16 protein-coding genes are annotated in these 13,577 nt (G+C 76.2%); 5 read left to right on the forward strand and 11 right to left on the reverse strand.

Annotated elements, in window-relative coordinates; all coding sequences use genetic code 11:
- The first annotated feature begins 40 nt into the window (after positions 1 to 40).
- Positions 41 to 922 carry a formate/nitrite transporter family protein gene (locus tag AS188_RS05475; RefSeq protein WP_058858003.1) on the forward strand — a complete coding sequence of 294 codons (882 nt, stop codon included), beginning with the start codon at positions 41 to 43 and terminating at the stop codon, positions 920 to 922.
- Here the strand turns inward: AS188_RS05475 and AS188_RS05480 are convergent.
- Both AS188_RS05480 and AS188_RS05485 read right to left on the reverse strand, forming a co-directional pair.
- Entirely contained in the window at positions 909 to 1,691 is a 783-nt protein-coding gene (locus AS188_RS05480; protein ID WP_058858004.1) for a metal-dependent hydrolase, read from the reverse strand. The genes AS188_RS05475 and AS188_RS05480 overlap by 14 nt on opposite strands.
- Positions 1,692 to 1,819: 128 nt before the next feature.
- On the reverse strand, positions 1,820 to 2,107 hold the full coding sequence (locus AS188_RS05485) for a hypothetical protein (RefSeq protein WP_058858005.1): 288 nt from the start codon (positions 2,105 to 2,107) through the stop codon (positions 1,820 to 1,822).
- A 46-nt stretch (positions 2,108 to 2,153) separates the two neighbouring features.
- On the opposite strand from AS188_RS05485, the gene AS188_RS05490 reads away from it, so the two are divergent.
- Positions 2,154 to 2,399, forward strand: coding sequence for a hypothetical protein (locus tag AS188_RS05490; protein WP_058858006.1), 246 nt, complete (start codon positions 2,154 to 2,156; stop codon positions 2,397 to 2,399).
- Between the two features lie 23 nt (positions 2,400 to 2,422).
- Here AS188_RS05490 and AS188_RS05495 read toward each other — a convergent pair whose 3' ends face one another.
- Positions 2,423 to 3,664, reverse strand: a complete 1,242-nt coding sequence (locus AS188_RS05495; RefSeq protein ID WP_058858007.1) for an acyltransferase family protein — start codon at positions 3,662 to 3,664, stop codon at positions 2,423 to 2,425.
- A gap of 172 nt (positions 3,665 to 3,836) precedes the next feature.
- Here AS188_RS05495 and AS188_RS05500 point away from each other — a divergent pair, with 172 nt between their 5' ends.
- On the forward strand, positions 3,837 to 4,310 hold the full coding sequence (locus tag AS188_RS05500; protein WP_058858008.1) for an acyl-CoA thioesterase: 474 nt from the start codon (positions 3,837 to 3,839) through the stop codon (positions 4,308 to 4,310).
- Between the two features lie 16 nt (positions 4,311 to 4,326).
- On the opposite strand, the gene AS188_RS05505 is transcribed toward AS188_RS05500, so the two are convergent.
- From AS188_RS05505 to AS188_RS05540, 8 genes are all read right to left on the reverse strand, one after another.
- Entirely contained in the window at positions 4,327 to 5,919 is a 1,593-nt protein-coding gene (locus tag AS188_RS05505) for a polyamine aminopropyltransferase (protein ID WP_204356478.1), read from the reverse strand.
- Between the two features lie 3 nt (positions 5,920 to 5,922).
- Entirely contained in the window at positions 5,923 to 6,345 is a 423-nt protein-coding gene (locus tag AS188_RS05510) for a DUF350 domain-containing protein (protein ID WP_058858009.1), read from the reverse strand.
- Between the two features lie 53 nt (positions 6,346 to 6,398).
- Entirely contained in the window at positions 6,399 to 6,743 is a 345-nt protein-coding gene (locus AS188_RS05515) for a hypothetical protein (protein WP_058858010.1), read from the reverse strand.
- Positions 6,740 to 7,300 carry a DUF2617 family protein gene (locus tag AS188_RS05520; RefSeq protein WP_169797985.1) on the reverse strand — a complete coding sequence of 187 codons (561 nt, stop codon included), beginning with the start codon at positions 7,298 to 7,300 and terminating at the stop codon, positions 6,740 to 6,742. The genes AS188_RS05515 and AS188_RS05520 overlap by 4 nt, the downstream gene beginning before the upstream one ends.
- Positions 7,297 to 7,788 carry a DUF4178 domain-containing protein gene (locus tag AS188_RS05525; RefSeq protein WP_058858012.1) on the reverse strand — a complete coding sequence of 164 codons (492 nt, stop codon included), beginning with the start codon at positions 7,786 to 7,788 and terminating at the stop codon, positions 7,297 to 7,299. Before AS188_RS05525 ends, AS188_RS05520 begins: the two co-directional genes overlap by 4 nt.
- A gap of 104 nt (positions 7,789 to 7,892) precedes the next feature.
- Entirely contained in the window at positions 7,893 to 8,849 is a 957-nt protein-coding gene (locus AS188_RS05530; RefSeq protein ID WP_083529274.1) for an aldo/keto reductase, read from the reverse strand.
- Positions 8,846 to 9,580 carry a tetratricopeptide repeat protein gene (locus AS188_RS05535; RefSeq protein WP_083529275.1) on the reverse strand — a complete coding sequence of 245 codons (735 nt, stop codon included), beginning with the start codon at positions 9,578 to 9,580 and terminating at the stop codon, positions 8,846 to 8,848. The genes AS188_RS05530 and AS188_RS05535 overlap by 4 nt, the downstream gene beginning before the upstream one ends.
- A 51-nt stretch (positions 9,581 to 9,631) precedes the next feature.
- On the reverse strand, positions 9,632 to 9,880 hold the full coding sequence (locus tag AS188_RS05540; RefSeq protein WP_058858013.1) for a PLDc N-terminal domain-containing protein: 249 nt from the start codon (positions 9,878 to 9,880) through the stop codon (positions 9,632 to 9,634).
- Positions 9,881 to 10,024: 144 nt separating this feature from the next.
- Between AS188_RS05540 and AS188_RS17200 the strand changes: the two genes are divergently transcribed.
- Complete coding sequence (locus tag AS188_RS17200; protein WP_083529276.1) at positions 10,025 to 11,077, forward strand: YsnF/AvaK domain-containing protein; 1,053 nt, start codon at positions 10,025 to 10,027, stop codon at positions 11,075 to 11,077.
- A gap of 228 nt (positions 11,078 to 11,305) precedes the next feature.
- Positions 11,306 to 13,552, forward strand: a complete 2,247-nt coding sequence (locus AS188_RS05550; RefSeq protein ID WP_058858014.1) for a catalase — start codon at positions 11,306 to 11,308, stop codon at positions 13,550 to 13,552.
- The last annotated feature ends 25 nt before the right edge of the window (positions 13,553 to 13,577 follow it).

Here is a 13,577-nt window from a genome sequence, read left to right on the forward strand (position 1 = left end):
ACCCCCGCAGCGGGGGCACGCCACGAGCAGGGGAGCGGGCATGGAACCGGACCACCGGCAGACCGAGGACAAGCGCAAGGAGCTGGGCCGCTCCGACGAGCCGGTCGAGGACGAGCTCGTCGAGGAGTTCGAGAACACCGTCACGGAGGGCGCCGACCGGCTCAACCGCACGTGGCGGGCCCTGGTCATCACCGGCCTGTTCGGCGGCATCGACGTGGGGCTCGGCATCATGGCGATGCTGGCCGTCAAGGAGGCCACCGGCTCCGAGCTGCTGGCCGGGACGGCGTTCGGCATCGGCCTGTTCGCCCTGCGCCTGGCCCACTCCGAGCTGTTCACCGAGGACTTCCTCATCCCCATCAACGCCGTGGTCGCCCGCCACGGCACGTGGCCGCAGCTGGTCCGGCTGTGGGCGGTGACGCTCGTGACGAACCTCGCCGGCGGCTGGCTGTTCATGTGGGTGGTCGCCGCGGCCTTCCCCCAGTTCGAGCAGCTGCTCCTCGAGGTCTCCCTCGGCTACCTCGAGGACGGGCTGACCCTCGAGACCGCCGCGCTCGCGGTGCTGGCCGGCAGCACGATCACGCTGAGCACCCGGATGAGCCAGGGCACCGGCAACGACGTCGTGACCGCCCTGATCTCGCTGATCAGCGGCCTGCTCGTGGTGGGCCTCGGGATGCTCCACGGCGCCCTGAACTCGATCGTGGTCTTCGGCGCCATGCACCAGGGGGCGGCGATCTCCTACACGGACTGGTTCGTGTGGTTCCTGTGGGTGATCCCGCTGAACATGCTGGGCGGGCTGGTCATCATCACCCTGCCGCGGCTGGTCCGGACCCTCGAGCTGATCCGCAAGGAGCGCGCGGAGCAGGGGGAGAAGATCCGCCGGCAGGAGCAGGAGCGCGCGGGAGGGTCCCTCAGGCGACCGTGAACCCGGTCGCGAGGGCGAGCGCGGCGACGAGCCCGCCGAGGGCGAACAGCGTCACCGGCGCCAGCAGCAGCAGCTCGGGCAGGGAGCCCGCGTTGCCGAGCAGGGGCACGGCCACGAACTCCCGGTTGCGGTAGAGGATCCGGGGCAGCGGCAGGGGCGCGCGCAGCGGGTAGAGCAGGTGGATCCCGCGCGTGGTCAGCAGGTCGCCGAGCAGGTGCACGACCACCCCCGTGCCCACCGCCAGCGGGAACCACCACTCGTGCGCCGGCGGCCAGAGCCCGACGACGACGCCGAGCCCGATGCCCACCGCCCAGTTCAGCTTCGCGACCCGGTCCGGGACGAAGGCGAGGACCTTCACGGCGAACGCGATGAGCAGCACGGACATGACCGCCGCGAGCGGCCAGACCCAGCCCAGTCCCTCCACGGGGATCCCGACCTTCTGGGCCGCGGCCGCCAGGCCGGTGAACGCGGCGACGCCCAGCAGCGAGTGGGTCCCGCGCCGGTGGCCGCCGGAGATCCGGCACACGAGGCGGGCCAGGCCGGTCGTGACCGGCGGGAGGGAGCGGGACACGGTCCCTCCCGGGTGGTCGAGGTCGGGCAGCAGCGCCGCCCCGGCGGTGACCAGGGCGCCGGTGAGCACCCCGGCGTGGCCGACGTCGACGAGCCCCCAGCCGATGGGCAGCACGAGCCCGTGCAGGCCCACCTGGTAGTCGGCGGTCAGCGCCACCCACGCGGCCGCCCCGCAGGCCGCGTGGCTCGGTCCCATCATCTCGGCGCCTTCTCCTTCGCACATCCGGGCACGGCGGAGCCCGGACGGGCGCCACCTGCGGGAACACTAGGCGGCGGCTCGGACAGCACAAGCCGCACCGGCCGCGGAGGGCCGGTGCGGGCCTCCGGTCAGGGGGCGGGGACCCGGCGCCACCCGGAGGAGTCGACCTCGACGACGACGGGCGCCGCGCCGGCCATCCCGCGCCGCCGCAGCGCCGCCGCGATCTCGGCGGCGGGGGCCGCGACCACGAACGTCTCGCCGCGGAAGAGGTCGGCGCCGTCCTCGACGAGGGCGCTCACCTGCCCGGCCTCCCGGGCCGTGAAGCGCTCCGCGACGCGCAGCCGCTCCAGCCAGGGCGGGGCGGGCCCGTCGTCGTCGAGGAGGACGGCCACGGCGGGGCACTGGAGGTCGGGCACGCCCCCAGTCTTCCCGAGGGGGGTGCCGCCGGGGAAGACTGGGACCATGACCGATCCCGTGGACCCGCTGACCGAGGCCGCCGCCCGCGCCCGGCTGGCGGCGGACGCCCACCGCGGCGTGGAGCCCGAGCCGTGGATCGCCGAGCTGGCCCAGCCGCACCGGCCGCGCCGGCCCGGGGAGCCCCGGCCCTCCGCCGCCGACGTGCTCTCGGGCCGCGACGACGCCCACACCGCGCCCGCCGCGCGGGCGGCCCTCGAGTGGGCCCGCGACCTCGCCGGCCGCGGGGGCTGAGCGCCCCGCGCGGGCGGGATGCCTCAGGGCGCGAGCGGCGACCAGCCCGCGGCGGCGCCCAGGGCCAGGCACACCGCCACGGGCACGGCGGTGAGCGCCGCGGCGACGGCCGCCGCCCGGGCGGGCCGGGTCCGCGGCGCGTGCCACCGGGTGCCGGGCAGCTCCACCCACCGGCGGGTGGCGGCGGCGAGCAGCAGCACTCCGAGCACGAGCAGCGCCCGCTCCGCGTGGCCCGGCTCACGGCCCAGCGCGTGGGGCAGGACCAGCACGAGCGGCCAGTGCCACAGGTAGACCGAGTAGGAGGCGTTGCCGATGCCCTGGACCACCCGCCGGTCGGTGAGGAGCTCGAGGCCGGTCCGGTCCGCGGCCTGCCCGCCGGCGAGGATCGCCGCGGCCGCGAGCACCGGCACGAGCGCCCCCACGCCGGGGAACTCCACCCCGCGGTAGAGCACCGCGCAGGCGGCCACGCCCGCCCAGCCCGCCGCCACGGCGGCACGGGCCGTGCGCGGCCCCCGGGGCACCCCGGCGCCCAGGGCCACGAGGGCTCCCACCCCGAACTCCCACACCCGCGTCCACGTGGCGAAGTACGCCGTCTGGCTCGAGAGCTCGGTGTGCACCACGCCCACGGCGAAGCTCACGGCGCCGACCGCGGCCACGGCCGCGAGCAGGCGCCGGCGCGGGTCGCCGCGGCCGGTGCGCACCGCGCCGGCGGCCACGGCCAGCAGCAGGCCCGGCCACAGCAGGTAGAACTGCTCCTCGACCGACAGCGACCAGTAGTGCTGGAACGGGGTGGGCCCCGCCGCGGCGGCGGCCTCGGAGAGGGTGCTCAGCGCCATGAGCCAGTTCTGGACGTAGAGGGCGCTGCCCGCCCCCTCGACCGCGGTGCGCGTCCAGGCCCCCTGCGGCAGCCACAGGGCCACGAGGGCCGCGGAGACGACCGTGACCAGCGCCGCCGCGGGCAGCAGGCGCAGGGCGCGGCGGGCGTAGAAGCGGCCCAGCGCGACCCGGCCCGTGCCGGTCAGCTCCCGGACGAGGTGGCCCGTGATCAGGTAGCCGGAGACGACGAAGAACAGGTCGACCCCCACGTAGCCGCCGGCCAGCAGGCCCGAGGGCCAGAAGTGGTCGACCACCACGAGCAGCACCGCGACCGCCCGCAGGGCCTGGATGTCGCGGCGCAGCACGGGGGAGCTGCCCGGGCCCCCGGTGCGGTCCGGGAGGGCCGCGGGGGCCGTGGCGGTCGGGGTGCGCGGGGCGGTCGGTTCCACGGGCGACGAGGGTAGCAGGCGCCCCCGCAGGGCTCCGGGGGTGGCGGGCCGGCCACGGGGCGCCCCGCGCGCGGGAGCTCGCCCGCCCGCGGCGCGGAACGGCACTAGGCTGGGCGCGACCGGGCCGCCCGCCGGGGGCGTCCCGGTCGCGGACGGGTGGGAGGAGCGTGCCATGACGAGGACCGACGGAGCGGGCGTGCTGTGCCGGGTGCCGATGCGCTGGGGGGACATGGACCCGTACGGCCACGTCAACAACGTGGAGGTCGTGCGGCTGCTCGAGGAGGCCCGGATCGCGGCCCTCGGCGTGCCCGTGGGCACGGGCGACCAGGTCGAGCCGCCGCTGATCCCGTTCTTCTCGGAGCTGCCCGAGGGCACCCAGGCGCTGATCAGCGAGCACCGGATCAAGTACCTGCGGGCCCTGGAGTACCGCAACACCCCCGTCGAGGTGCGGGTGTGGGTCGTCGCGGCCCGCGGCGGGGCGCTCGTGCTGGGCTTCGAGATCACCGACGTCGTGACCCGCCGGGCGTGCGTGCGCGCCGAGACCTCCCTGGCGTTCTTCGTCCCCGCCACCGGCACGGTCCTGCGGATCTCCCCCGAGCAGCAGGCGGTGCTGGCCCCCTACGCCGGGGACCCGGTCTTCCGCTGAGCCGCACCCGCGCGGCTCAGTAGCTCTTCCACCCCTGCCGCTGGTAGTCCATGACCACGGGCTCCAGCAGCGTCGAGACCTCCGTGGGCCGCGGGCCGCGGTCCGGCGGGAACACCGCGGCGGCCGCGAGCACCTCGTCCGTGAGGAAGCGCAGCGGCGGGGCCGCCCCGGCCAGGCGGGGCCGGGGCGCCTCCCCGCCCGCCACGGCCAGGAAGAAGCCCCAGTCGCCGAAGCTGGGCACGTCCACGTGGTACGGCGTCGCGGCCAGGCCCGCGGCCCCGACCGTCGCACCCACGCACCAGAAGGCGTCCGGGGCGAAGTACGGGGACCCGGCCTGGACCACGAGCCGCCCGCCCGGGGCCAGCGCCCGCTCGGCGAGCCCGTACATCTCCTGCGAGTACAGCTTCGCGGTGGCCTCCGAGTCGGGGTCGGGCAGGTCCGCGACGACGACGTCGTAGGCCCCCGCCGCGGCCCGGTCCCGCAGCCACGCGAACGCGTCGGCGTGCACGAGCTCCACCCGCGGGTCCTCCAGGGAGCCGCCGTTGAGCCGGGTCAGCCGCGGCTCCGTGCGGGCCAGCTCCGTGACGGCCGGGTCGAGGTCCACGAGGGTGACGGAGCCGACGTCGTCGTAGCGCAGAATCTCCCGCACGGCCAGCCCGTCCCCGCCGCCGAGCACGAGCACCCGCTCGCGGGGCCCGGCCATCGCCGGGTGGACGAGGGCCTCGTGGTAGCGGTGCTCGTCGGCGGAGGAGAACTGCAGGTTGCCGTCCAGGTAGAGCCGCTCGTCGTCGTAGGAGACCGCGCTGGTGAGCACGATCTCCTGGTAGTCGCTGCGCTGCTGGAGCACGATCGGCTCCGCGTAGAGCTGCTGGCGGGCCGTGACCTCGAAGCGGTCCGCCAGCCAGAACGCGCCCCCGAGCACCGCGAGCAGGACGGCCAGGACCCCGGCCAGGACCGCCCGGGCCCGCCGGGGGAGCGAGGCCCGGAACAGCCACACGGTCACGGCCACGCCCACGAGGGCGTTGACGGCCCCCACCGCCACGGTCCCGCGCAGCAGCCCCAGCGTCGGCAGGAGCAGGAACGGGAACGCGAGCCCGCCCAGCAGCGCCCCGACGTAGTCCGCGGCGAACATGTCCGCGACCGCGTCCGGGGCGGCCTGGCGCCGGATCTGCTGCAGCAGGCTCATCAGCAGCGGGATCTCCGCGCCGATCAGCAGCCCGATCACGAAGGCCGTGCCGGCGCTCGCGGCGAGCCCGGCCCGCAGCCACGCGAACGCCGCGTAGAGCACCAGCACCGACAGCCCGCCCAGCAGGGACAGCGCCGCCTCGACGGCGGCGAAGGACAGCGCCGGCCACCGGTTCAGCGGCTTGGAGGCCAGCGCCCCGAGGCCCATGGCGAAGACCATCACGGAGAGCACCACCGAGGCCTGCACCACGGTGCTGCCCATGAGGTAGCTGCCCAGCGCCACGAGGGCGAGCTCGTAGACCATGCCGCACGCCGCGCACACGAACACGCCCAGGAGCACGAGGAACCGGGCCGGTCCGGGGCGCACCGGCAGGGACAGGGCGGGGCCGGCGGCCCCGGCGGTCGTGCCGAGGGGGACGGCCACCGGTCAGGAGATCGCGGCGGCGACCACGAGGCCCACCGACAGGTGCACGGCCGCGGTCACCCACACCGCCGGGTGCAGCCGCTCGTCGGTCACCAGCTCGCCCAGCCTCCCGGGGGTCAGCGCGTCGAGGACCAGGAAGGACAGCGCCATGAGCGCCAGGCCCACGAGCCCGTACAGCCCGGTCGAGACGAGGCCCGCCGCGAGCCCGTCCTCGCTGGCCAGGATGGCCTGGCGCACCACGACCGCGACCGCGAGCACGGAGGAGGACAGCACCACCACCGACCCCCGGTTGCGGTCGGTCCAGATCAGGGAGTGCAGCTTCCCCGGCGTCAGCAGGTCCACCACCAGGTAGCCCAGCGCCATCAGGGCCAGGCCCACCAGCCCGTAGGCGGCGGCCGCGCCGACCTCGTAGATCACCGTGTCCATGCTCGTCTCCGTCGTGTGCGTCGTCGGTCGGGGGGAGGGGAAGGGGGCCGCGGTCACTTGCCGGTGCCGAAGGACCCGCCGCGGTAGTCGCTGCCGCTGCTGCGGGAGCCGCCGCCCAGGAAGAACCAGCCGCCCCCGGCGCCGGAGCGCCCGCACGCGGAGTCCACCTGTGCCCGGGTCGGCTCCGCGGCGTGCTTGGCGCGGTAGTCCTCCCGGTAGTCCTCGCGGCAGCCGGTGCGGCTGCCGCCGGCGCACGCGGCCAGCAGCGCGAGCACCATCACGACCCCGGCGACGGCCAGCAGGACCCGCCGGCCCCACCGCTTGCGGGGCGAGGAGCCCGGGTCGGGGACGTGGCCGTAGCCGGAGGGGTCCGGGCGGAAGCCGGGCGGGGAGCTCATGCGGGGTCCTCCGGGAGCAGGCGCAGCGCGGAGCGGGTGCGCACCACGCGCCCGCACTGCGGGTAGACGTGCCAGGTCCGCCAGCGCAGGGTCCCGCCGTCGTCGTCGGCGCACACCCCCGTGAGGGCCAGGGGGTCCCCGGCGAAGCGGACCACGAGCCCGTGGGGCGCCGCGGCGCAGTCCGCGAGCAGGTCCTCGACCGCCGCGGCGAGCCCGCCGCGGTCGTGGACCGTGACCGTGCAGGCGGCCTCGTAGTCGCGGGCGAAGGGGGCGGGGGCCGGCGCGCGGTGCCGGCCGGGCAGGTGCGGGCGGCGGCCCGGGCGGCAGGCCAGCGTCTCGATCCAGGGGGTGCCCGCGCGCTCGAGCACGAGCTGGTGGGAGGCCCCGAGCACGCGCAGCTCCAGCGCCGTGCCCGGGTGCCCGGCGGGCCGGGACCGGTGCACCGCGAGGGCCGGCAGCCGGGGCGCGTCGGTGCCGAAGACCAGGTCGTCGGGGGAGGTGTCGAGGAACGGGGCCCCGGAGAGCAGGACGGGCTCCGCGGGTGCGGCGGTGCTCACCACCGGCGCTCCCCGCGCTCGACGCGCACCTCGGAGGGGTGCAGCCGCTCGCCCGTGGAGGCCTCCCAGCCGCCGCCGGGGAACCGCTCGAAGGAGAGCAGGGCGCCGTCCGCGGCCGCGTAGTCGACGTACTCGCAGATCCCGTGCGCGGGCAGCCCGGGGATCCCGGTCGCGCGGAAGCCGGCGCTGCCCTGCTCCCGGCGGCGGTAGCGCCGCCCGCCGAGATCGATATCGCGGGCGCCGGGGACGACGCCCGGCAGGTCGGCGGCGGTCCACAGGGTCAGCTCGGGCTCGGGGTCCCAGACCACGCCGAGGTAGCGCTCCGGGGTGCCGGCCAGGTGCAGCTCCTGCCACGAGTCCCCGCCCTCCCGCAGCAGGATCTCGCCCTCGTGCACGCGGGTCTCGCCGCGCACGGTCACGAGGTCGCCGGGGGCGATCGTCGCCAGGGACGGCCCGCGCCCGGGAACGGCGTGGTCGTGTCCGGGCATCGCTGGCCTCCGAGGTCCTCCGGGCGGGCCCGGGGCGGGCCGCGCGTCCGGGACCGAAGCTACGGTGCGGGCGTGCCCGGCGCAACGGACACGCCCGGGGCGGCTCAGGGCACGGGCTCCCCGCGGGCGGCGGTGAGCAGCGCGTACCACTGCTCGTGGTCCATCCGGGTTGCGAGCTCCTCCGCCGCCGCGCACGCCGCGATCCGGCCGGGGTCGGTCGTGCCGACCACGGGGCGGATCCCGCCGGGGTGGCGCATCAGCCAGGCCAGCACGACCGCCTCGCCGGAGACCCCGAGCTCCGCCGCCATCGCGTGCACCAGCTCCGCGGTGGCCGCGGCGCGGTGGTCCTCGGCAGGGACGGGCGCGCCCGTGTAGAGCCCCCGGGCCAGGGCGCCCCAGGCCTGGACCTCGATGCCGTTGCCCGTGCAGTACTCGAGGGTTCCCTCCGGGAACGGGTGCTCGGAGGCCTCGTCCTGGTTGACGAGGATCTGCTGCTCCACGAAGCCCCGGTGGCGCAGGCTCAGCTCCAGCTGCAGGGCGGTGACGGGGGTCGAGAGCAGCTGCTGGTAGAGGCAGACCTGGCGCAGCGACATGTTGGACAGGCCCACCGAGCGGATCAGCCCCTCCCGCCGCAGCTCGTCGAGGGCCGCGGCGACCTCCTGCGGGTCGGCCAGCGGGTCCGGGCGGTGCAGCACGAACCGCTCCACCGAGTCCGTGCGCAGCCGGTGCAGGGAGCCCTCGAGGCTGCGGCGGAGCGTGTCCCGGTCCAGCCGGTAGTGCACCGGCGCCCCGGGGGCAGCGGTGTTGCCCGGCAGGCGCACCCCGCACTTGGTCTGCACCACCGCCGTGCGGCGCAGCTCGGGGTCCTCCTCCAGGAGCAGGCCGAAGACCTCCTCGGACTTGCCGTGGGCGTAGATGTCGGCGTGGTCGAAGTCGGTGATCCCGGCCTCGAGGGCGGCCCGCACGGCCCGGCGGGCGCGCTCGACCGTCGCGGCGTCCAGCGGGTCCGCGTCCCAGGACCCGCCGATGGTCATGCAGCCGTAGATCAGGCGCGAGCTCACGGGCGGTCCTCCCCCTCGACGAGGCCTGTGCCCCGGGCGGCGTCCGCCCCGCCGGGCGGCTCCCGGTCCGCCGGGCGCTCCTCGTCCTCCGCGGGGTCCTCGTTCAGGGGCGGGCGGCCCGCCGCCCGGCGCAGGCGCGCCGCGGCGGCGTAGGCGGAGCCGGACTCCAGCATCCGGCCGGCCGCCTCGTGCAGGCGGCCCAGGGCCGTGAAGCACTCGGCCTGCTCGGCGGCGGTGTCCTCGACCTCCTGGTAGAAGTCCAGCGCGCGGTTGTACGCGGTCACCGCCTGCGAGGCCCGCGCGCCCTGCTCGTAGACGCGGGCGAGGTTGACGTGGCACTGGGCCTGGTCCACGGGCTCGTGCGGTGCGTCCAGGTACTGGCCCAGGGCGTCGAGCAGGTGCTCCTCGGCCTCGCGGTGGCGCTCCATCTCGAGCAGCAGGCTGCCGAGGATCAGGTGCGTGCGGGCCTGGTGGCGGCCGCTGCCGGAGGAGCGGCGGAACAGCTGCAACGCCCGCTCGTAGGCGGTCACCGCGCGCCCGGGGCGGTTCATCCCCAGGTACAGGTGCCCGAGGTTGTAGTGGCAGGCCGCCTGCTCCTGCTCGGCGTCCCCCTCCTCCTCGAAGAGCACGATGGCCTGCTGGTAGGCGGTCTCCGCCTCGTCCAGCCGGCCGCGGTCCTCGGCGTCCAGGGCCCGGGTGAAGAAACCGTGCCCGTCCTGCGGGTAGCTCATGCGGGTCTCCTTGTCTCGGCCGGGGCCTCCGCCGGGTGCGGCGGTGCCGTGCTAGGCGGGGCGGGGCGCGCGCCGGCCGAGCGCGAACCACAGGGCCGCGCCGACCACCGGGAACGCCAGGACGACCAGCAGCCACAGCAGGCGCAGGACCGGGTCCTGGCCCGGGGTGCGCAGCAGCGAGACGGCCGCCGCGATCATGAGCACGACGACCACGGCGCCGGCGGCGGTGACCCCGTGCTCCCACGCCTCGGCGGTGGCCCGGGCCGTGCCGGCCGCCGCGCTGATCGTCCACGTTCCCATGCATCGATACTGGCACCGCCGGTGGGGTCCGACAAGGGCGCGCGCCGGGGGCCGCACCCGCCCGTCCCCCGGAGAGCGGCTGTCGGAGCGCTCAGCAGGCTGATAGCGTTCGCGGCACCACCGTCGACCCGAGGGGAGCCCACGATGTCCACCTCCGAGGACCGCCCGTACGACCAGGAGTCCGCCGGCCGGGAGACCGCCGGCCGGGAGACCGCCGGCGGGGAGCCCGCGGACCGCGCGTCCGGTCCCCGCGCCGACGCCGACGACACCGGGGTGGAGCGCCACGCGCCCAGCTCGGCCACCGAGCTGTGGGACCACAACGCCTACGGCCGCGAGGACGGCGACGTCGGCGGCGACCCCACCACCGGGGCCACCGACACCCGCGACCCCCGCGGCGGGGCCCCGGCCTACAACATCGACGCGGGCGACGACGACGCCGCCCGCCACGGCGACGCCGCCGGCGGGACCTCGGACCTCCGCGCGCCGGGGGAGTCCCTCTCCGGCCCCGACGCCACGGCCGGGGACCGGCACGAGAGCGTCGGCGGGCGCCGCGACCGGGCCGTGCCGGGGCGCGGGGCCGACGAGGCGTTCGACCAGGAGTCCGCCGCGCGGGAGACCGCCGGCGGGACCGGCCGGGACGCCGCCGTCACCGGGCACGCCCCTGCCGGGCGCGAGCAGGAGGCGCGCGGGCGGGACCTGACGGGTCACGGAGCGGACGGGCAGGACGCGGGCGGGCCCACGTCCGCAGAGCGCGGGCCCGCCGCGGCGGGGGAGGACACCGCGGCCGTGGTCCGTCACGAGGAGCGCCTGGACGTGGGCACCGAGCGGGTGGAGACCGGCAGGGCCCGGCTGCGCAAGTACGTGGCCGAGGAGCCCGTGCGCGCGGAGCAGTCGCTGGCCGTGGAGGACGTCGAGGAGGTGCGCACCCCGATCACCGAGGAGGAGCGCCAGGCGTTCCTGGACGGCCAGGAGCTGCCCGTCGGCGAGGACGAGGTGATCCTCTACCGGGAGGTGCCGGTGGTCCGCACCGTGCGCGTGCCCTACGAGCGGGTCCGTCTCGTGGTGCGCAGCACCGAGCGCACCGAGGTCGTCGAGGAGACCGTGCGCAAGGAGCGGGTCGAGGTGGAGGGACCGATCGACGGCGTCGACGGCACCGAGCGCACCGGCACCGGCCCGGAGGACCCCCGCCGCGGCTGAGCCCCGCACCGGCCCCACCGGCCGCGGTCCCGCCCCGGCGGACCGCGGCCGGTGCCGTCGTCCGCCGGTGCCGTCGTCCGCCGGTGCTGTTCGCCGGTGGCGCAGTCCTGCGCGGCGGCTTGTGCAGGCCGTCACGCCGGTGCGGTAATGGTCAGGGTGCTGGCGTTCTCCGGCCGGACGGTCCGGGAGCCCGGCTCGCACGAGTTCCGAACGACCGGGAGGACGACCATGCGCAAGAGGATCCTGAGGAAGACCAGGGGAGCGGACCGCGGCGAGCAGGCGCCCCTGCCGCCCGGCGTGCCGGGCAGCGAGCCGGCGTCGGTCGCCGAGCCGACCGGCCCCCGCCCGCCGCTGCCGCCCAAGCCGGACCAGGGCACGCCCGAGCCCGTGAGCCCCACCGGCCAGGACACCGGTGCCGACCCGCTGCGCGACGCCCAGGGCGGTGAGCACCTCACCACCGCCCACGGCGCCCGGCGCTCCGACACCGACCACTCCCTCAAGGCCGGCCGGCGCGGGCCCGTGCTGCTGCAGGACCACCACTTCCGCGAGAAGGTCAGCCACTTCGACCACGAGCGCATCCCCGAGCGCGTCGTGCACGCCCGCGGCGCCGGCGCCCACGGCGTGTTCCGCGGCTACGGCACGGCCGAGCGGATCAGCGCCGCGCACGTGTTCAAGAAGGACGTGGAGACCCCGGTCTTCGTGCGCTTCTCCACCGTGCTGGGCTCGCGCGGCTCGGCCGACCTGGCCCGCGACACCCGCGGGTTCGCCACGAAGTTCTACACGGCCGAGGGCACCTGGGACCTCGTGGGCAACAACATCCCCGTGTTCTTCATCCAGGACGCCATCAAGTTCCCCGACGTCGTCCACGCCGCCAAGCCCCACCCCGACCGGGAGATCCCGCAGGCCCAGTCCGCCCACGACACGTTCTGGGACTTCGTCTCCCTGCACACCGAGGCCCAGCACCACACGATCTGGAACATGTCGGACCGCGGCATCCCGCGCTCCTACCGCACGATGGAGGGCTTCGGGGTCCACACCTTCCGGCTGGTCGACGACGACGGGCGCAGCGTGCTCGTGAAGTTCCACTGGAAGCCGAAGCTCGGGGTGCACTCGGTGCTGTGGGAGGAGGCGCTGCTGGCCAACGGCGCCGATCCCGACGTGCACCGGCGCGACCTCGCCGACGCCATCGAGGCCGGGGCCTTCCCCGAGTGGGAGCTCGGGGTGCAGGTCTTCGAGGACAACGAGGAGCAGATGTTCCGGGGGATCGACCTGCTGGACCCGACCAAGATCGTCCCCGAGGAGCTCGCCCCGGTGGAGCCGATCGGGCTGATGACCCTCAACCGCAACCCGTCCAACTACTTCGCCGAGACGGAGCAGGTGGCCTTCAACCCCAACAACCTCGTCCGGGGCATCGACGTCACCAACGACCCGCTGCTGCAGGGCCGGCTGTTCTCCTACCTCGACACCCAGCTCTCCCGCCTCGGCGGGCCCAACTGGACGCAGCTGCCGATCAACCGCCCCCACGCCCCGGTCAACGACATGCTCCGCGACGGGATGCACCAGACCGCGGTGCACACCGGGGTGGCGCCGTACCACCCGAACTCCCTCGACGGGAACAACCCCTTCCCCGCGGACGAGCCGGCCCGCCCGTTCATCGACGTCCCGGCCCCGGTGGCCGGGTCGGTCAAGGAGCGCGGCGCGCCGGTCTCCTTCGAGGACCACTTCACCCAGGCCCGGCTGTTCTGGCTGTCGATGAGCGACGTCGAGAAGGAGCACATCGCCCGCGCCTACGCCTTCGAGCTCGGCAAGTGCTGGGAACAGGCCGTCAAGGAGCGGCAGCTGCAGGCCCTCGCGAACATCGACGAGAAGCTGTGCGCCGCCGTCGCCCAGAGCCTCGGGCTGCCCGCCCCGAAGCCGACCGTCAAGCACGGGAGGATCGCGCCCAGCCCGGCCCTGTCCCAGGTCGGCGGGCAGTGGCCGCTGGACGGCCGTCTCGTGGGCATCGTGGTCGGCCCCGACCCGGACGAGAAGGACCTGCTGGCGGTGACCGGGGCGATCGACGCCGCCGGGATGGTGCCCCTCGTGGTCGCGCCCCACGGCGGCCCGGTCGGCCGCGGCGGGCTCGTGGCCCAGCGGACCTACCTCACGGCCCGCTCCGTGGAGTTCGACGCCGTGCTCGTGGCGGGGGCGGTGCCGCCGGCCTCGGACGCGCAGCCGTCCTTCGACGCGAAGGCCGGCGCCCGCTCCGGCCCCGGGATCGACCCGCGGGTGCAGCTGCTGCTCGACGAGACGTTCCGCCAGGCCAAGGCGATCGGCACCTGGGGCCGCTCCGGGGCGCTCGCGGCCGCGGGCCTGCCCGAGGGGGCCCCGGGCGTGGTCGCGGGACGGGACGCGGCGGCGGTCGTCGAGCAGGTCGTGGAGCTGATGCGCAGCCACCGGGCCTGGGAGCGCTTCCCGGTCCCCGGGCGCCTCTGACCCGCCGCCCGAGGACCCGCGAGAC

It is taken from the genome of Kocuria flava, assembly GCF_001482365.1.
Taxonomy (GTDB): Bacteria; Actinomycetota; Actinomycetes; order Actinomycetales; family Micrococcaceae; genus Kocuria; species Kocuria flava.